Origin of the sequence: Niallia nealsonii, from assembly GCF_002835805.1 — a bacterium.
In the GTDB taxonomy this organism is placed as follows: Bacteria; Bacillota; Bacilli; order Bacillales; family Cytobacillaceae; genus Niallia; species Niallia nealsonii.
In genome coordinates this window covers 1-17,494 of sequence record NZ_PISE01000036.1, presented here as the reverse complement: position 1 = coordinate 17,494, position 17,494 = coordinate 1, and the positions used below count along the sequence as shown (strand labels likewise).

Annotated in this window: 13 protein-coding genes, 15 tRNA genes, 1 rRNA gene and 1 pseudogene; 4 read left to right on the top strand and 26 right to left on the bottom strand. The window is 36.1% G+C overall.

Features of this window, described 5'->3' with window-relative positions:
• Positions 1 to 65: 65 nt before the first annotated feature.
• Positions 66 to 1,553: an MFS transporter gene (locus CWS01_RS22785; RefSeq protein WP_101178156.1), complete on the bottom strand. Its 1,488-nt coding sequence runs from the start codon at positions 1,551 to 1,553 to the stop codon at positions 66 to 68.
• Between the two features lie 688 nt (positions 1,554 to 2,241).
• Between CWS01_RS22785 and CWS01_RS15870 the strand changes: the two genes are divergently transcribed.
• Positions 2,242 to 3,033, top strand: coding sequence for a formate/nitrite transporter family protein (locus CWS01_RS15870; protein WP_101178155.1), 792 nt, complete (start codon positions 2,242 to 2,244; stop codon positions 3,031 to 3,033).
• 211 nt (positions 3,034 to 3,244) lie between these two features.
• Here the strand turns inward: CWS01_RS15870 and efeB are convergent, their stop codons facing one another.
• Genes efeB through CWS01_RS15855 form a run of 3 tightly spaced genes read right to left on the bottom strand, consistent with a single transcriptional unit; the run spans position 3,245 to position 7,205 of the window.
• A complete protein-coding gene (gene efeB, locus CWS01_RS15865) occupies positions 3,245 to 4,531 on the bottom strand; it encodes an iron uptake transporter deferrochelatase/peroxidase subunit (RefSeq protein WP_101178154.1) in 1,287 nt (428 codons plus the stop codon).
• An 18-nt stretch (positions 4,532 to 4,549) separates the two neighbouring features.
• Positions 4,550 to 5,707 carry an iron uptake system protein EfeO gene (efeO, locus tag CWS01_RS15860; RefSeq protein ID WP_101178153.1) on the bottom strand — a complete coding sequence of 386 codons (1,158 nt, stop codon included), beginning with the start codon at positions 5,705 to 5,707 and terminating at the stop codon, positions 4,550 to 4,552.
• A gap of 10 nt (positions 5,708 to 5,717) precedes the next feature.
• Positions 5,718 to 7,205, bottom strand: a complete 1,488-nt coding sequence (locus tag CWS01_RS15855; protein ID WP_407938575.1) for an FTR1 family iron permease — start codon at positions 7,203 to 7,205, stop codon at positions 5,718 to 5,720.
• 178 nt (positions 7,206 to 7,383) lie between these two features.
• On the opposite strand from CWS01_RS15855, the gene CWS01_RS15850 reads away from it, so the two are divergent.
• A complete protein-coding gene (locus CWS01_RS15850; RefSeq protein WP_101178151.1) occupies positions 7,384 to 7,590 on the top strand; it encodes a twin-arginine translocase TatA/TatE family subunit in 207 nt (68 codons plus the stop codon).
• Positions 7,587 to 8,321 (top strand): twin-arginine translocase subunit TatC, encoded by a 735-nt coding sequence (gene tatC, locus CWS01_RS15845; protein ID WP_101178150.1) that lies wholly within the window; start codon positions 7,587 to 7,589, stop codon positions 8,319 to 8,321. The genes CWS01_RS15850 and tatC overlap by 4 nt, the downstream gene beginning before the upstream one ends.
• Before the next feature lie 74 nt (positions 8,322 to 8,395).
• On the opposite strand, the gene CWS01_RS15840 is transcribed toward tatC, so the two are convergent.
• From CWS01_RS15840 to CWS01_RS15815, 6 genes and pseudogenes are all read right to left on the bottom strand, one after another.
• The gene (locus CWS01_RS15840; protein ID WP_168714413.1) at positions 8,396 to 9,301 is read right to left on the bottom strand and encodes an SH3 domain-containing protein; all 906 of its coding nucleotides are present in this window, start codon (positions 9,299 to 9,301) and stop codon (positions 8,396 to 8,398) included.
• Positions 9,302 to 9,739: 438 nt separating this feature from the next.
• On the bottom strand, positions 9,740 to 9,871 hold the full coding sequence (locus tag CWS01_RS23355; RefSeq protein WP_328588926.1) for a hypothetical protein: 132 nt from the start codon (positions 9,869 to 9,871) through the stop codon (positions 9,740 to 9,742).
• A 196-nt stretch (positions 9,872 to 10,067) separates the two neighbouring features.
• Complete coding sequence (locus CWS01_RS15830; RefSeq protein ID WP_101178148.1) at positions 10,068 to 10,328, bottom strand: hypothetical protein; 261 nt, start codon at positions 10,326 to 10,328, stop codon at positions 10,068 to 10,070.
• A gap of 74 nt (positions 10,329 to 10,402) precedes the next feature.
• Positions 10,403 to 12,061: an ABC1 kinase family protein gene (locus CWS01_RS15825; RefSeq protein WP_101178147.1), complete on the bottom strand. Its 1,659-nt coding sequence runs from the start codon at positions 12,059 to 12,061 to the stop codon at positions 10,403 to 10,405.
• A gap of 18 nt (positions 12,062 to 12,079) precedes the next feature.
• Positions 12,080 to 12,379: a phasin family protein gene (locus CWS01_RS15820; protein WP_101178146.1), complete on the bottom strand. Its 300-nt coding sequence runs from the start codon at positions 12,377 to 12,379 to the stop codon at positions 12,080 to 12,082.
• Positions 12,380 to 12,759: 380 nt separating this feature from the next.
• Positions 12,760 to 13,157, bottom strand: a pseudogene (locus tag CWS01_RS15815) (helix-turn-helix domain-containing protein); the annotation flags it as partial.
• A gap of 539 nt (positions 13,158 to 13,696) precedes the next feature.
• Here CWS01_RS15815 and CWS01_RS15810 point away from each other — a divergent pair.
• Positions 13,697 to 15,199: a malate:quinone oxidoreductase gene (locus tag CWS01_RS15810; protein WP_101178145.1), complete on the top strand. Its 1,503-nt coding sequence runs from the start codon at positions 13,697 to 13,699 to the stop codon at positions 15,197 to 15,199.
• Positions 15,200 to 15,713: 514 nt separating this feature from the next.
• Here CWS01_RS15810 and CWS01_RS15805 read toward each other — a convergent pair.
• From CWS01_RS15805 to rrf, 16 genes are all read right to left on the bottom strand, one after another.
• Positions 15,714 to 15,794 (bottom strand) — tRNA-Leu (locus CWS01_RS15805).
• A 27-nt stretch (positions 15,795 to 15,821) separates the two neighbouring features.
• A tRNA-Leu gene (locus CWS01_RS15800) sits at positions 15,822 to 15,907 on the bottom strand.
• A 39-nt stretch (positions 15,908 to 15,946) separates the two neighbouring features.
• Positions 15,947 to 16,020, bottom strand: a tRNA-Cys gene (locus CWS01_RS15795).
• 14 nt (positions 16,021 to 16,034) lie between these two features.
• Positions 16,035 to 16,109, bottom strand: a tRNA-Gly gene (locus CWS01_RS15790).
• 4 nt (positions 16,110 to 16,113) lie between these two features.
• Positions 16,114 to 16,188 (bottom strand) — tRNA-Gln (locus tag CWS01_RS15785).
• Positions 16,189 to 16,230: 42 nt separating this feature from the next.
• Positions 16,231 to 16,306: transfer RNA gene (locus CWS01_RS15780), tRNA-His, on the bottom strand.
• A gap of 13 nt (positions 16,307 to 16,319) precedes the next feature.
• A tRNA-Trp gene (locus tag CWS01_RS15775) sits at positions 16,320 to 16,393 on the bottom strand.
• An 8-nt stretch (positions 16,394 to 16,401) separates the two neighbouring features.
• Positions 16,402 to 16,485 (bottom strand) — tRNA-Tyr (locus tag CWS01_RS15770).
• 16 nt (positions 16,486 to 16,501) lie between these two features.
• Positions 16,502 to 16,574 (bottom strand) — tRNA-Phe (locus tag CWS01_RS15765).
• A 21-nt stretch (positions 16,575 to 16,595) separates the two neighbouring features.
• A tRNA-Asp gene (locus tag CWS01_RS15760) sits at positions 16,596 to 16,672 on the bottom strand.
• Between the two features lie 5 nt (positions 16,673 to 16,677).
• Positions 16,678 to 16,751: transfer RNA gene (locus CWS01_RS15755), tRNA-Met, on the bottom strand.
• Between the two features lie 23 nt (positions 16,752 to 16,774).
• Positions 16,775 to 16,850: transfer RNA gene (locus CWS01_RS15750), tRNA-Val, on the bottom strand.
• A gap of 3 nt (positions 16,851 to 16,853) precedes the next feature.
• A tRNA-Glu gene (locus CWS01_RS15745) sits at positions 16,854 to 16,928 on the bottom strand.
• A 34-nt stretch (positions 16,929 to 16,962) separates the two neighbouring features.
• Positions 16,963 to 17,054, bottom strand: a tRNA-Ser gene (locus CWS01_RS15740).
• A gap of 4 nt (positions 17,055 to 17,058) precedes the next feature.
• Positions 17,059 to 17,133 (bottom strand) — tRNA-Asn (locus tag CWS01_RS15735).
• 15 nt (positions 17,134 to 17,148) lie between these two features.
• A 5S ribosomal RNA gene (rrf, locus tag CWS01_RS15730) occupies positions 17,149 to 17,265 on the bottom strand.
• Positions 17,266 to 17,494 lie beyond the last annotated feature (229 nt).

Genomic DNA, 17,494 nt, shown 5'->3' with positions numbered 1-17,494 from the left:
ACTGCATCCTTGGTTATTTTTATAATAGCCTCATGAATCTACTAATGATTGCTATTTACTACAGTTTATTTCTGAAAAATATTTTTTTGCTGTTTGACTCCATATACAATCATTATTATCATAATTATTCCCATTATTAGAACGTAACTATTTACAGCCGCTGCCACTCCTATTGTTTGTGAGAGAAAGCCTAAGCAAATGACTGGAATACTCACACCTAAATAAGTGATGACAAAAAAAGTCGATACAATATTTCCTTTGATTCTGTTGGGTGCTACCTCATTCACTAACGCCAAACTTGCTGCATACGCTGGTCCATTTCCGCCGCCAATTAAAATGGCGGAAATCAATAACAATGTTAAAGATTTAGTACTTAATGTAATCACTAATAATATAAGTCCAAGAGCTAATAAACTATAGCCAATGCTGATCATTTTCTTTAAAGATAATTGTTTTAGCAAAATTTGATTAACCGCTGCTGCAACTAGTCCTAATGCAACTACAATACCTGAGATAGTTAAACTGTTTACCTTCGTAAAACTGGACAGATTTGCCGGGATAATAGACATAAACATACTGATAATGGACCACGCTACAAACGACGTGCATGAAGCAAGTATAAATGGTTTTATGATTTCTTTTGGAACAAATGGTTTCTTTAACTGAACAGGCTGTAGACCTGGACGAACATTTTCATTTAGGAAAAATAATCCTATAAAACTAGGAACAATAAATAGCAGATGAATATAAAAAGATAATCTTAATGGAAATGGAGCAAAGTCTCCTAATAAACCAGAAAGGATCGGACCAATCGCATTGCCGAGCGTAACAGCAAGCGCACAGATTAATGCTGTTCTTTTCGTATTTCTCTTTTCATCTAATTCCATAAGTGCAGATACTGCCACTCCATTTAATATTCCAACAGACAGTCCTTGAAATAGTCTTCCAATAAGAAGCATGCCTACTCCATTGGCAATCGTAAAACAAAACGTTCCAATTATCGCAAAAAATATTCCTGGAATAAGTACCTTTTTGCGGCCAATTTGATCAGAAAGCTGTCCTGCTACTATAATCGCAGGAATGACTGTAAAGGCATAAAAGGCAAATACCAGGGTAATCATTCCAGATGAAAGCCCCCACTCTTGCCTATATAATGTATAAAGAGATGCAGGGATATTTGTTCCAAAGAGTGTGAGAAACAAACTGCAAGCCACCAGCCAAAAAGATACCTTTTTGCTTAATGTTTTCCGGGCATTTAATTCCTGTATAGCATTTGCTTTTTCATGGAGTTTTTGCTGTAATGGAGATTGTTGAACAGTTGCAGTCTCAACTTCTATTACATCCACTAACCCTTGCAAACCGACTACTAAATTTTGTACTTGAATATGTTCTGCACAACTCGCTATACGAATGCGTGTTGTTTCTTCTTTTTTATATTTTTTTGTTGTTATCCGTTCAATATTGACGCCATATGCACCAAATAAATTGGATACACGAGCCAATACTCCCGGTTGATCTGTAACTAGCATAGAGATGCGATAGACTGGCATCATAAACGGTTCACTCCCTTTATCTTCAAAAAATTCTACTTACATACATTGTAAAATTGAATAAATATAAAGTCCATACATTTGTAAGAAAATATTACATTAAAAATTATATTTTTTATTTCCAATATAAAAACCTTTAAAATAGTATATCTATTCATTTTATTCTTTTTCAACCTTTAAGATTCATGACTAAGTTTTCTGAAAATTAGTGCATAAATTATGTATATTTACAGATAATTCACTTTTTTCATTTTATTTATCCTCTTTGCTTTACTGCCTTTTAATAGGAAATAAGCAATAATCAGTCTATCTTCTATATTTTTTAATTTACAAGGCTGTTTTCCCATTGGTTGTTGTTTTTTATGGTTTCATTCATTCAGCTATCCCGTTAATTTCCACTCTAACCCACTAATTTGCTTTAAAAATAACAAAGTTTACGAAATGGTTAATTATCACCATTTAAAGGAATATTACTTATATAGAAGATTTACTTTGATTCCCCTTATGATTAGACATAATTTTGACAAGATTTAAAATCTTTTTTTCCTATTACATAGCCAAATATCGACAAGTTTTGTACACTTAATTAAGAATATTTTCACTATATATAAAACTAGTTATTGATTATACAATTGGTTTTTTCTTATGAAAAAATTATATTTGTTTTAACTAGTCTTAGGAGGGTACTGATTTGGAAGTTAAATATTTAGCAGAAGTAGAAGCTTTGGCATTAAAAAAATTAAAGATATTTAAACAAAGTCGCTTAAGATCCATTCTGCGTTCTATGGTTGCAAGCATGTTTATTGGTTTTGGGGTAATTGTAGCTTTTAAAACTGGAAACTTCTTTTATATGGTAGATTCGCCAATGGCCTATCCAATGGCAGCTCTCGTATTTGGTGCTGCTATTATCTTAATTGCATATGGAGGCGGAGATTTATTTACAGGCAATACCTTTTACTTTACCTATGCTGCACTGCGAAAAAAAATCCCTTGGTCTGATGTATTTAGGGTATGGGGTACAAGTTATGCAGGGAATATTCTCGGAGCTGCAACGTTTGCCTTATTAATTTATTTAACAGGCTTATTTAACTCAGCGGAAGTAAATGGATTTTTGCTAAATGTTGCAGAGCATAAAGTACATGCCCCTATTTCCGAGTTGTTTTTCCGAGCTATTCTGTGTAATTGGCTTGTTTGTTTAGCCTTTTTTATTCCTATGACATTAAAAGGAGATGGGCCTAAACTATTTGCAATGGTGCTGTTTGTTTTCTGCTTTTTCATCTCTGGATATGAGCATAGTATAGCAAATATGTGTACATTTGCTATTGCATTAGTATTAAATCAAGATCCTTCCATTAATTTTGTCAGTGTCATTCGCAATATTATCCCTGTCACAATAGGAAATTTAATCGGTGGCGTATTTTTTATGGGCTTTATGTATTATTTTATCAACAAACCATTTATTGAAGAGGAAGAAGAAGCTTAATTTTTATAGTTGCTGCCTCAAAAAAACATTATTTAGAAACAAAACAATCTGCAAACAATAACTCGGCATTGTTTGCAGATTGTTTAAAATTCTAGCTCACTCCCGCTAAAGATTCAAGTTTTAGAAATATTAGCTTTAACAGACATAAAAGAACAAGCAGTCTCTCAACAGTTAACGGTACTTCATATAAAAAAGCTGTTCTTTTTTTTGCTCAATTAAATATTTTTTCACCAAAAAACTCTCCTGGTGCAAGCCCTCCTTGGCAGGCGAATAATGCACTTCCAACCGGAATCGTATATTCATTTAACTTATCCATTTTGCCCATCACACTTAACATCGGCAAAAATTGCTTGGAAGGATTGCTTGTAAAGCAAATAAACAGCAAGCCAGCATCTAATGTTCCTGTTTTTGCATCGATGCCAGATGTATAGGAATAAGCTCTGCGATGTATTTGCTGATTCGTTTCCTTTGCTAAACGCACATGAGAATCCACTGGCATCTGTGATACATCTACGGCATCAAATTCAAGTTCCCCCCCATAAGGAGCTCCAGACTGCTTATTCCGTCCAAATGTTTCTTCTTGTTCAAACAAAGAGGAACGATCCCAAATTTCAAGGAGCATTTGAATTTTACGGTAACCTAAGTAGGAACCATTTTTCATCCAATCAGGTTCTTTCTCTTCTGCCCAAACAATCTTGCGGTAGCCTTCCTCAGAATCATGCTCCTTATTGGCCGTACCATCTTTAAAACCAAATAAATTACGTGGCGTTTCATTAGCTGGTGCACGCAAAAAACCTTCTTCTAGCCATTTAACCGTTGCAGTCCCTGATGATAGACGAATCATATTACGTATAGCATGAAAAGCTACCTGCTGATCATCTGCACATACTTGAACGCAAATATCGCCTTCACAATATTCCTCTGCTAAACTATCATGAGCCATATGGGGAATTCCCTCTAAATATTTAGGTCGTTTATCTTTAATGGAAAAACGATCCTTCCCGTCCTTTTCAAAAAATGTTGCACCATACCCAACAGTAACGGTTAAATTAGCTATGCCAAGACCTGTTGCTTCTCCTGTATCATTTGGTGGCAGCATATCATTATCAGTACTTTTTAAAGTGCCTCCGCTGGTTGTTAAGTCTGCAAATTTTGTCCAGGTTTTCAAAAGTTCCCTTACTTCTGTTCTATTTTCTGTTTTTATATCAAAACTAGCAATATAGCAATACGTTTGTTGAGAAGTAACAATACCTGCCTGCTTCTCTCCATAAAAAGAAATTCCCTCTTCCTTTACAGCGGCAGCCGTTGATTTTGCTGTTCTCTTATCCACTTTATCTACTACATTTAATATTGTGCCAAGACCTGATGCCCCAATAGCAATTCCCGTTCCTGCAACAGCAGAAAGCTTCAATAGTTCGCGCCGGGTTAGTCCTTTTTCTGTATACGATTTTATTTGTTTATCTCCAGAGTTTTTAGAATTCTCTTTTTTCCTTTTCATACCCTAACCCCTTAGTACTTAAAAGATTTTTCCTGTTTGTGACATCAACTCAGACAAATGGCTTAATTGATCGCTTATTTCACGAATTTGTTCTTCTTTTAAATCCGTATGAGAAATGAATCCATTTCCTTGTTTATATTTAGCAAGAATTTCTTCCATTTTATTAAAAGCATTATCAATATCATCTGCTAATTTTGCGTCATTTTCATTTAATGCAGGTATAATTGCCTGATAAACAACCTTTGATCCTTCCACATTCGCATTTAAATCAACCAAATCAATATGAGAGTATGCTTCTTCTTCCCCGGTAACTTTAGTCGTTGCGGCTTCATTCAACAGCTCCATCGCTCCTGCTACCATTGGCTTCGATTCTAGCGTAAGTTTATTTACTTCTGTTTGTAATGCTATAATATCTGTCATTAGTTGATCTGCATATTTATCCATGCCTTTTAATGAATTTTTCTCCCAAATAGATTGCTCTATTACATGGAAGCCTGTCCATTCTGACTTATCTTCCACATCATTAATGCGTGCATCAATTTTTGGATCTAAATCTCCAAAGCTTTCTGCAATTGGCTCAATTCTTTCATAATAGACCCGAGATTTAGCATAATATTCTTTGGATTTATCTATATCATTCGCTTTTACTGCTTCAGCAAATATTTTAGTTGATTCTACTAAAAGTCCTACTTGTTCTGAAACATATTCTTGATAATTTTTAACTGCCTGCTCCATTACTTCGGACGTTTTTTCCTTTGTTTCTTTTGCATTTCCCACTTCTTGCAGAGCTACTTTTAAGCCCGCTGCATTATCGGTTAATGCGGTGAAATCCGGTGTTTCGTTTTTAGACTCATAAAAAATTGGCGTTTCATATTTTTCTATATCCGTATAAAGCAATGGATATAAATCTCTTACATTATTTTCAAATTCCAACCAATGTTTATGCATAGCAGCAGCCTTATCTGTTAATGCCTCTTTGTCTTTTGCTTTAACAGCAGTTTCTACCCCTTGCAATTCTTCCTCCATTTCCTTTACTTCTGTTTTAATTGTTGTTGCCTGCTCTTTTTCTTTTTGATCAGTCTCTGTATTGCTAGAACTTGTTGTTGTCGCTGAATTACAAGCAACAAGACTCGCTGCCGCTACAATAGATAAAAATAATACATAAAACTTTTTCATTATTTCCTCCTTATGCTGCAATATTTTTTGCAGTATTTCTCTTTAGTTGATTATTTAATATAATAACAATTCCTGCTATTACAAATAAAAGCTGTGGCAAAAAGCTGTACCACGATGGGTAGATGCTTAAAGCGGGAATAGACGGAAGATATTCTCTTACAGTCGAAGGGAAAACTCCTGCAAGCTGCAGACTATGTATTCCTGATCCCATAAACTTAAAACATAAATAGAAAACAATTCCACTAGATGCCAAGAAAAATGGTTTAAGTGGGAGGCGGACTCCAAATTTCAACATAAGAAAAGCAATGATAAATAAAAAGCCCGCACCAGCAAGTATTCCTGCCATCAATTCAGATTGCGGCATTTTGCCTGCCATCCCTATTAAGAAGACAACTGTTTCTAACCCTTCTCTTACAATGGATAAAAAAGCAAGCAGTGCAAAAGAAACCATTTTCCCATTAGATATGGCTTGATCGCTTTTTGATTGTACATAACCATTCCACTTTTTTATATCTGCATTGCTATGCAGCCAGTAGCTGACATAAAGCATCATCCCACTCGCAATAACGCCACTCCAGCCATTAATTAAATTATTGTTTTGTCCGAATGCTAATGTCGATAGCCAAAATGCAACCACCATTCCCAATGCAAAACTAGTGGTCAATCCAACAGCGGTTCCACCAATAATCCAATTTTTTGCTGTTTTCGTATTTGCCTTTTTTGCAAATGTTAGCAAGGTGGCAATAATCAGCAATGCCTCAAGTCCCTCCCGAAAAGGAATTAATGCTGCATCGAACCATGTGTAGGTAGTGTTTGCAAATGGTTTTAATGTAGAAATCATACTAGTAAGTACATCTGCTGTTTTCGTTTGTGTCTCTGAATCCTGTATATATGCTGACAAAAGCATTAAATCACGTTCTGTATTGTCATATGCTGCCTGTGATTGACTGACCACATCCCCTTCCACAGTCAGCCATTGCTTTTGCAAGTCTTGAATTTGTGTTTCTGCTAAACCATAATCCTTTTGTTTTATTAATTTTTTAGTATTTTCTAATTTTTCAACATAGCTTGCGAGTGTAATCTTTGTATTTCCTTGATTATCTGTATAAGCTCCATCTCGATAATCTTCTATCAAGCCTTGTAATGTATGTAAGGCTGCTTGTGCCTGTTCAGAATCCTTTGTTGCAAGACCTAGCGATGTTTCAGCAATTTGCCTATCTATTTTTTGGGCAAGATCATATGATTTATTTTTAATTTTCTGTTTATTTTGTGTCCACCATTTTTTATCTTGTTGAAAATAGATGGATGCTTTTGCAAAATCATTTTCTTCAATTGACTTGACCGTTTGTTTTATCCCATTTAAAGGTTCTGATGCATTCGGGCTTTCTGCTGCCATTGCCGAAAAAGTTGAAAAAATAAAAAAAACAGTAAAAATAATGGCACTTAATAAACATCTAAAAACAGATGTTGTTCTATTTGCAAAATGAGAGCTGACTATCAAAAAATCCTCCCCCTTTCTATCCATTTAATGATGATCATGATAATGATTATCATGATCATATACCCCTATACAAAACATGTCAATAACTTTCAAATATTTAAATATATTGACAATAAAATACGTTAGGCTTACAATTTTCATGAAAATTATTATCAATTAGACAGGAGACGACAAAATGGCATTAGGACCTGGAAATATTGCACTTATTGTTGGAGCGGCATTAATTATTTTTGGACCAAAAAAACTACCGGAATTAGGAAGATCTGTTGGGGAAACATTAAGGGAATTTAAAAAGGCTACAAAGGGATTGATAGAAGAACCAAAGGATGCCTCTCCATCAGAAGATAAAAAACATAATTCCGCAAAGGAACCATTAAAATGAACGACCAATCTGTGAGTCTCTCTGTTCATCTAAAAGAATTGAGAACCCGGATCATTATTATTGCCATATCGTTTTTTTTCGCCTTTATTATCGGAATGCTAATTGCCAAACCCCTGATTCTTTGGCTTAAGAAAGATGATATGCCGGTTCAAGTAACATTTAATGTTTTTAAAGTAACAGATGCATTTCATATTTATATGCAGGTAGCCTTTATCCTTGCTCTTATATTAATTGCACCAATTATATTGTATCAATTATGGGGATTTGTAAAACCAGGGCTGCATCAACATGAACAGAAGACAGCTCTTTATTATATCCCAATTATTTTTTGCTTATTTTTAATCGGTATCCTTTTTTCTTATACAATTGTATTTCCATTTGCCTTAAAGTTTATGTTTCAATTTGGAGAAGACTTAGGAGTTAAAAACACGATCGGATTAAACACTTATTTCCAATTTATGATGCAGCTGGTACTGCCATTTGGTGCATTGTTTCAAATGCCTATTCTTATTGCATTTTTAACAAAACTGCAGCTACTATCTCCCTCTACTATGAAAAAATGTAGAAAATATGCTTATTTTGTAATCCTAATCATCGCAGGACTCATTGCACCGCCAGAAGTTCTTTCCCAACTTTTAATTACAGTACCTTTACTTATTCTATATGAAATAAGCATTTTCGTTTCCTCCTTTGTAACTCGTAAAATAGAAAGAAAAGAGCTAATCGCTTGACGCTACTATTATTTTTACATAATAATTCACAATAAAAAACAGCATCTAATAGATAGAAATGCTGTTTTCTTGTTTTAGTATTTTGATAAATCACTTTCAACTGCTTGAATAATAACTGGCTTTTTATTTGGATCAAGCCACTTTAATATGGATGCAACATTATCTTTTGATACAGCTGTGCATCCTAGCGTATAGTTTCCTTTGGCAATATGAAAAAATATAGCGCTGCCTTTGCCTTTAACTCGTTTCGTATTATAGTCAATAACAAACCCATAGTCATATTGAGGAATATTCATGCTTTCTGTTTTTTCCCCTGTTTTTTTCTTAGACTGCAAGGTATTGTAATATTTTGATTTCACATTATCCACCCAGACATCATCACTTGTAATTCGATGATAAGGAAGTTTTGTGCCTGGATTTGCCTTTCTTCCAAAAGCAGATGTTATGCTATACTTCCCTGCTGGCGTACTTTTAGAGCCTTCAGATATTTGATTTTGTATGCCATTTTTCCCAACAATGCCTTTTACGGACTTTACTCGCTTCCATTTTCCATTTTTGTCTTTAGAAAATGTTTGAATAAGAGCACTTGTCTCCTTTTTTCCTGTCGTTGTTACCAAAATAAGCTGCTTGTTTTTGGTGAGTGTTTTCATTTTATTGACTATTTTTTCGCTCTCTGCTTTTGATGTCAGCTTGCTGATTTTTTTTACATATGTACTAGAGACATAGCCATAGCCATTTTTATAGTTGATTTTAAGCCAACTGCCCTCTTTTTTAACGACCTCTACTTTGGATCCTTTCTTTAATGTGCCGATTACTTTGTACTGTGTACCATTCGACTTTCTTACATTTAAAGTGCTCGCCGTTGTTTCTCCCGTGTAAAGAACCTTTGCTTTTGCTGCAACTGTTCTATTAGTCGGCAGCAATACGGTAAGCAACAAAACTGCTGCTATTACAATAATAAGCGAAAATCTTCTCTTCATTGGTTTCCCCATCTTTCTATACTTTTTTTCCAAACAGAAGCATATTTCTTTTTATATTTTTCATTATTCTCTTCTTGAATTAACGCATTTGCCCATTCTTTTAAGTTTGCTTCTTGCAATTGATCATATAAATTTCTTCCCCCCCTGAATAATATCAAAACGAATTAATGTATAATTTTTTTCTTCCGTACACTAGATAAAACGTTTTTTTAATGCTACTAACACCATGCTCTTTTGTTCTTCTCCAGCTAATCCTATTTTCCAAATAGATTGCAAGCTATATCTTACTGTTACGAATTTTTTATCCTTTGTTACTTCCCATACTACTGGAAAATCTCGGAGCATTCTTTTTTCAGGATCGCTTATCGCTAATTGACAAAGAAACTGGGCTGCTCTTAGCCTAGTATGATTATTAAGACTTGTAAGTTCTTCTTTTAATTAGCCCCAAACATCATATGCCCAATTCACCTTATGGCTTGTCAGTTCCATCAGCTGATTAGAAGCAGCATATTGTTCATTCTTATCCACAGATTGCAGCATGTCAAAAAAACTTTTTATCTGGCTATCCATCAGTTAAATCCCCTTATAATTTTATTTTGTTTTACTAGTAATTACAATTAAAGCAAGGAAACAGTTGTATGACGAGTATTAAAGTTATATTTCTAAACAGAGTCTATTACCATAATGAACCTTCCTTTAATCCATATAAAAAAAACTTAATGCAAGAAAAACAACACTTGCATTAAGCCTATACAGAATCCATTTATTATTTTGACTCTCTTCTCCCTACCACTACTGCAATATAAAAAAGCAAACCAATACATCCTCCTTCTAACATACATAGTACATAGGTAAGATTCATAAAAAGAAATAAAACAAATGTGATAATGATACCAAGCACGATAAATAAAAAAGCAGCTATCTTCCTCACTTCCAACCGCTTATAGAGTGAACCTTCAATCAGTGGGAGATTCTTCATTCTCTGCTGATTGTTTATGGACAGTTGTCCCCCACCTAGATTTCTCATTTTCTCTCATAATCTTGAGGTGGGGGCAAAAGCCCGTTAATGCGAGATAAACTAGTATTTTTATTTATAACCTTCTAAAATCTTCCTGATCGAAAAATAGAATAAATCAGCCATAAAAACATGAACATCGCAATCACAAAGCCTATTTCAATAATTGGGAGCTTCCAAAGCACTGTATGAACCCCACTAAGTGCTACACCAATAATTAAACCGACCATTACAATACTTAATGCCAACAGTACAATACTAAAAGACATTTGATTGCTCATTCGATCCATTTTTTTTACTAATGTCTCTAATTGCGGAGAAGTGACTTCTACTTCTACTTTCCCTTTTCTCATTAAACTGGAGAACTGTTTGATGCTTAATGGAGCTTCCTTTAATAGATCGATATAATCTGGCACATCCTCGATCCAATTCTTCACCATTTTCCATGGATTAAAACGATCTAATATTAGCTTTTTGCCAAATGGTTCTGCTACATCAAAAACACTAAAATCTGGATCTAAGTCTGCTACGACTCCTTCCATCGTCATAAGAGACTTACCAACAAGCGTTAATTCAGTTGGTATGCCGATATGATGCTGATGAGCCATATGAAATAAGTCATTAATGGCTTGACCCATGCTGACTTCTTGAAGTGGAATATCATAATATTTTTCCCTCATTACCTCTACATCTGCTGTTAACTTTTTTATATCAACATCTTCTGGAATCATACCTAAATCCGATATGGCTCTTATAATTCCTTTTGTACTTTTATTGCGAAGAGCAATGATAAAAGAAGCTAAGTTTTTTTTTGTATAAGGAGATATTTGGCCGACCATGCCAAAGTCAAGCAACGCAATCTTGCCATCTGGAAGGGCCAGCAGATTCCCAGGATGGGGATCTGCATGATAATGGCCAATATTTAATATTTGGTGAAAAATAATATATGCTAATTGTTCAGCCAAGACAGAGCGATCTAGCCCTACATCCTCTAATCTTTTTTGATCTGTTAACTTTATTCCATCTATATAATCCATTGTTAATACTTTTTTAGTGGAATAGTCCCAATAAACCGTTGGAATACTGACATATCCCAATGGTTTATTAAACTGTTTAAACTTCTCCATATTCCGCGCTTCAATGCGATAATCCAATTCCAAAAGCAAACCCTTAGAAAGTTCTTCTATAATATCAAGAAGGTGATATCTTTTAGCCCATTCCATCCGCTTTTCTGCTAATCTTGCCAAGTCTGCTACAATCTCTAAATCGGTTTCTACTAAAGCTAAAATATTAGGTCTTTGGATTTTCACCACAACATCTGAACCATCTTTTAATATCGCCCGATGGACTTGGCCGATAGATGCAGCAGCAAGCGGCTTTTCTGAAAAATACTGAAATAATTCTGTTACAGAGCTTCCTAGTTCTTCTTCCAAAATTTGAACCGCTTCTTCATATGTAAACGGGGGCACCATATCCTGTAATTCCTTTAATTCATTCAGAATATCAGCAGAAAAAAGATCCGGTCTTGTACTAGCAATTTGCCCCAGCTTAATAAAGGTCGTTCCCAACTCTTCCAAAAGTAACCGAATGCGTCTGCCAGTACTTTTAGGATCTGCATTCTTATGGAATAAAAACTTCTCTTCCCATCCCATTTTTTGAGAAACAAAGCCAATTCCATTTCGAGCAAGAATAGATGTTATTTTCCGATAACGATGCATTTGTCTAATACGTTTACTTGCTCCCATTATACCTACCCACTTTAATTAATTATCAGCATTTTGTCGTTCAAGCGCCTCAATTCGTGCTTCAAGCCTTTTCATATCCTCTAATGTCGCAATCCCCTTCTCCGCAAAAACAGAAGAAACTTTTTCCCGAGCAATTGCCTCCATTTGCCCCTTCATTTCTTCCCCTTTACGCAACAAATGCTCAATAAGTTCCTTTGACTCACCCTTTGTTACCTCTCCTTTTTTCACTAACTCCTCTACTGTTTTCTCCACTTGTTCTTTCCCTGCAATTGCCAATCCAAGTCCTAAAGAAATTGCTTTTCCAATCGTATTCTTCATTGTTATATTCCCACCTCTCACTCATTTTGAAAAAACTGATGTACATATAACCACTAGCTACTTCTTTCGTACTTATCTTATGGCTAACTTATTTCATATTATGCTAATTTTTTATCCTACTATTTCCACTAAAATTAATTCAAATGTTTATAAAAGTCAAATATTTCACTTCTTTTTCATGAACAATAATATATGGAATGCACTCATTATGACAGGTTGATTCTCTGATAAAAAGATTATTCTGCATGAAAATTTTTAGTATAAGTAATCTTTTTATAGAAAGCTATTATTAAATCCACTCCTTCATCCACTGCATTTTAATTCAGCAGTACGAAATATATTTCTAATCCAATTTTTTTGCTCACTGTTCAGTAAAGAGTTTACACATTGATTCTTTTTTCGCATTTCTCCCTTAGGAGATTTATATCTTCTTTAGGTGGAAAACCAAACATGCAGGAATATTCACGGCTAAATTGGGATGGACTTTCATAGCCTATCCGGAATGCAACTTCAGCCGCAACTGCTGACTCAGATAATAATAGGCGTCGTGCTTCCTGGAGTCTTAGCTGTTTTTGAAACTGAATCGGACTTCTTTAAAATATCTATGAAGAGAAGAAACGCTCATATTCGCTATTTCCGCAAGTTCTTCAATACGAAAAGACCTATCATAGTTATGCATGATATGCTCGATAACTTCTCTAATTCGATAAGTATAACTTCCTTCTATAGCTCTTTGTTCTAGCGTCTCTCCATATGGCCCTTGCAGAACCCTATACAGAGGTGAAAATTTCATAAACCTCTCCCTTATTAATTGGTAATATATAGGGCATTACTATAAAGTAATCTTATTAGATAAAAACGAATATTAAAATAAAAAAGATGGTTAGTTTAATCCTATTTCTTCAGCATTAATATATTATCAGAACTAATTTACTCATTAGAACATGGACTTTTTATACTATTTACTAGCTTCATTAAAAGGAGGCTAAATTTATTTAATTTAGCCAAGGCCAGTGTCTCGTGAAATGCCAGCGGTCAAAATACATACTCTTTTTAATAATTCTGATGATGCTATTTTGGCAGTTGGTTAAATACTCATTATTTATGTTTTTTTAATAGCTGGCTTGGAGCTAATGAAACAGTTTATCTTAAGTATATTTCTTCACGCAAACTATATTTTAGCAATATAGTAGATATTTTTCATCTATAAATAATCTTAATGCACTATAATGTAGTTATAGGGAAAACAGAAATGGTGTATGACTAGGTCGCGCCTGCATCCTTTCTGCGAATTTTAGGGATATAGGGGAGGTAAAAATGAACAACAAAGAAACTAAAACAGAAGTTATCTTAATTGGTGCTGGAATCATGAGTGCGACTTTAGGTACACTTCTGAAAGAATTAGTGCCAGACTGGAAAATTACAGTATTTGAAAAGCTTCCAAACGCAGGAGAGGAAAGCTCCAACGAATGGAACAATGCAGGAACGGGTCATGCTGCCCTTTGCGAGCTTAACTATACGGTCGAAAAACCGGATGGATCTGTAGATATTAGTAAAGCTATAACAGTTAATGAACAGTTCCAAGTTTCTATGCAGTTTTGGTCTCATCTTGTAAACAGCAAGCTGATAGGCCAGCCTGAGAAATTTATCAGACAATTGCCTCATATAAGTTTAGTACAAGGAGAACAAAATGTATCATTTTTAAGGAAACGTTTTGAAGCGCTATCAAAAAACCCCCTATTCCAAGGGATGGAATTTTCCGATGATTCAAAAAAACTGGTGGAATGGATTCCGCTTATTATGCAAGATCGCCCATCAAATGAACCTATAGCCGCAACAAAAATCGATTCTGGAACTGACGTCAATTTTGGCGCTTTAACACGCATGTTATTTGACCACCTAGAGAGTAAAAATGTCGATATAAACTACAAACATAGTGTTCATGATATTAAACGTACTAGCAATGGTTTGTGGAAATTGAAAGTACGGAATCTCGATAGCGGTGCGACTGAATCTCATACTGCAAAATTCGTCTTTATCGGCGGTGGCGGTGGAAGCATACATTTACTGCAAAAGTCCGGTATTCCTGAAGGAAAAAATATTGGAGGATTTCCTGTAAGCGGAATATTTATGGTATGCAATAATCCGGATATTGTCGCCAAACATCATGCAAAAGTATACGGCAAAGCCAAGGTTGGCGCTCCGCCAATGTCTGTTCCGCATCTTGACACACGATTTATCGATAATAAAAAATCATTGCTGTTTGGACCATTTGCCGGCTTCTCGCCAAAGTTTCTAAAAACAGGATCAATGTTTGATCTAGTAGCTTCCGTAAAACCTGACAATCTCTTAACCATGTTGTCAGCAGGGGCAAAAAACATGTCATTAACAAAATACCTGATCCAGCAAGTTATGTTATCAAAAGAACAGCGCATGGAAGAGTTGCGTGAGTTTATCCCGAACGCCAAAAGTAAGGATTGGGATTTAGTAGTAGCTGGCCAGCGTGTGCAAGTAATCAAAGATACAGAAGCAGGAGGCAAAGGAACCCTTCAATTTGGCACAGAAGTTGTCAGTGCCGCTGATGGTTCCATAGCAGCATTGCTCGGCGCTTCTCCAGGTGCTTCCACCGCCGTTCATGTCATGCTTGAAGTACTAACAAAATGCTTCCCTGCACACATAAAAGAGTGGGAACCAAAAATAAAAAAAATGATTCCTTCCTCTGGAATTACACTAATGGAAAACCCAGAACTTTTGCACAAAATTCATAAATCCACAGCACAGACTCTGCAACTCAGCGAAAAAAAGCCTGTTTTTAGTTAATTCTTTGGATATAGAAACGAAAGCATAAAATGAAAAGTCTAATCAATAATTTTTCATTAATAGACAAGCGTTTCTATAATAAAGAGTTAAAAAAAACTATAATAAAAATAGAGATAACATTAAAACAACGAACCTTTGATTTATATTTGAATTAAAGGTTCGTTGTTTTTTAGCTGCGATAAATCGCATCATAAGTAATAGTAGCCTCGAAAAGGCTAAAAATTGATGTTAGTAATAAAACTATGATATTTAAAATGTAAGACATTGCTACTTATGAATAAATTTTTTTCTGCTTTAAGCCTATCCTAACCTGTCACCCTATCAATGTAAGAATATCGCTATATAAGGTCAGAGCATAATAGTAGACGGCTAATCCACTTGTTTTAGATAAGCGAAAAAACAGCCTTTCCTTAATATAAAGGAAAGACAGCAATCGTACGACCATTTACTGGTGCATTATACGCAAAACGACGACTTATCGTAATGATAAGTCGTCGTTTTGTACGTTCTTTGATACCGGTGGCCGGGGTCGAACCGGCACTCCAGAGGAACACGATTTTGAGTCGTGCGCGTCTGCCAATTCCGCCACACCGGCATGTAATAGCTTATAAGTTTTTTAAAGTGCCGAGGACCGGAATCGAACCGGTACGGTAGTCACCTACCGCAGGATTTTAAGTCCTGTGCGTCTGCCAGTTCCGCCACCCCGGCGTAATTTATTAATAGTTAAATAACTTTATAAGCAAATTATGGAGGCGGCAACCGGATTCGAACCGGTGGTAAAGGTTTTGCAGACCTCTGCCTTACCACTTGGCTATGCCGCCAGAAAGATAATATTTGGAGCGGAAGACGGGATTCGAACCCGCGACCCCCACCTTGGCAAGGTGGTATTCTACCACTGAACTACTTCCGCGAAATGGCTGGGCTAGCTGGATTTGAACCAACGAGTGACGGAGTCAAAGTCCGTTGCCTTACCACTTGGCTATAGCCCAATAATATTATATTCTTAAATTGATAAAATGTGCTAATTAAAATGGGGCGAATAATGGGAATCGAACCCACGAGTGTCGGAGCCACAATCCGATGCGTTAACCACTTCGCCATATCCGCCATAAAAATCATTTGGCAGGGGTAGTAGGAATCGAACCCACACCGGAGGTTTTGGAGACCTCTGTTCTACCTTTAAACTATACCCCTAAAATAAATGGTGGAGGGGGACGGATTCGAACCGCCGAACCCAAAGGAGCGGATTTACAGTCCGCCGCGTTTAGCCACTTCGCTACCCCTCCATAATTCCTTAAAAGGTGGCTCAGGACGGAATCGAACCGCCGACACAAGGATTTTCAGTCCTTTGCTCTACCGACTGAGCTACTGAGCCATATTGCATTTTCAAAAATAATGGCGGTCCGGACGGGACTCGAACCCGCGACCTCCTGCGTGACAGGCAGGCATTCTAACCAACTGAACTACCGGACCATATATTGCGGGGACAGGATTTGAACCTGCGACCTTCGGGTTATGAGCCCGACGAGCTACCAGACTGCTCCACCCCGCGACGATAATACTTTAAATAATTAATGGTGGAGGATGACGGGATCGAACCGCCGACCCTCTGCTTGTAAGGCAGATGCTCTCCCAGCTGAGCTAATCCTCCATTTGGTGACCCATACGGGATTCGAACCCGTGTTACCGCCGTGAAAGGGCGGTGTCTTAACCGCTTGACCAATGGGCCTTAATTTATTATTATTAATGGCTTGTTGTTTAAATGGCGGAGAGCAAGGGATTTGAACCCTTGAGACAGGGTTACCCGCCTACACGATTTCCAATCGTGCTCCTTCGGCCACTCGGACAGCTCTCCATTATGGCTCCGCAGGTAGGACTCGAACCTACGACCGTTCGGTTAACAGCCGAATGCTCTACCACTGAGCTACTGCGGAATAATTAAATGGTATGCCTGGCGACGTCCTACTCTCACAGGAGGAGAACCTCCAACTACCATCGGCGCTGAAAAGCTTAACTTCCGTGTTCGGTATGGGAACGGGTGTGACCTTTTCGCTATCGCCACCAGACTTTTTTCTCAAAGACATAAATTATTATATCTCATTTTGATATTTTTCGCAAGGTTTTTTTAAAAAATTATTCCTTGAAAACTAGATTATGGAGTAAGAAGAAAGTTAGAGTAATCATATATTAAAGTTAAGTCCTCGATCTATTAGTTGGATTTGTTCATAATTTGTTCATTGTTTTTTTAAGGAATATTCCATTTTATTTGGTATTTTAGTCATTAAGGCATGTTAG

Bases quoted from the DNA above. Each gene is read 5' to 3' on its own strand.
- CWS01_RS15840 (WP_168714413.1), bottom strand. From the start codon at position 9,301: ATGAAGAGAAGATTTTCGCTTATTATTGTAATAGCAGCAGTTTTGTTG.
- tatC (WP_101178150.1), top strand. From the start codon at position 7,587: ATGAACGACCAATCTGTGAGTCTCTCTGTTCATCTAAAAGAATTGAGA.
- CWS01_RS15830 (WP_101178148.1), bottom strand. From the start codon at position 10,328: ATGAGAAATCTAGGTGGGGGACAACTGTCCATAAACAATCAGCAGAGA.
- CWS01_RS15820 (WP_101178146.1), bottom strand. From the start codon at position 12,379: ATGAAGAATACGATTGGAAAAGCAATTTCTTTAGGACTTGGATTGGCA.
- CWS01_RS23355 (WP_328588926.1), bottom strand. From the start codon at position 9,871: ATGGATAGCCAGATAAAAAGTTTTTTTGACATGCTGCAATCTGTGGAT.
- CWS01_RS15810 (WP_101178145.1), top strand. From the start codon at position 13,697: ATGAACAACAAAGAAACTAAAACAGAAGTTATCTTAATTGGTGCTGGA.
- efeB (WP_101178154.1), bottom strand. From the start codon at position 4,531: ATGAAAAGGAAAAAAGAGAATTCTAAAAACTCTGGAGATAAACAAATA.
- CWS01_RS15850 (WP_101178151.1), top strand. From the start codon at position 7,384: ATGGCATTAGGACCTGGAAATATTGCACTTATTGTTGGAGCGGCATTA.
- efeO (WP_101178153.1), bottom strand. From the start codon at position 5,707: ATGAAAAAGTTTTATGTATTATTTTTATCTATTGTAGCGGCAGCGAGT.
- CWS01_RS22785 (WP_101178156.1), bottom strand. From the start codon at position 1,553: ATGATGCCAGTCTATCGCATCTCTATGCTAGTTACAGATCAACCGGGA.
- CWS01_RS15825 (WP_101178147.1), bottom strand. From the start codon at position 12,061: ATGGGAGCAAGTAAACGTATTAGACAAATGCATCGTTATCGGAAAATA.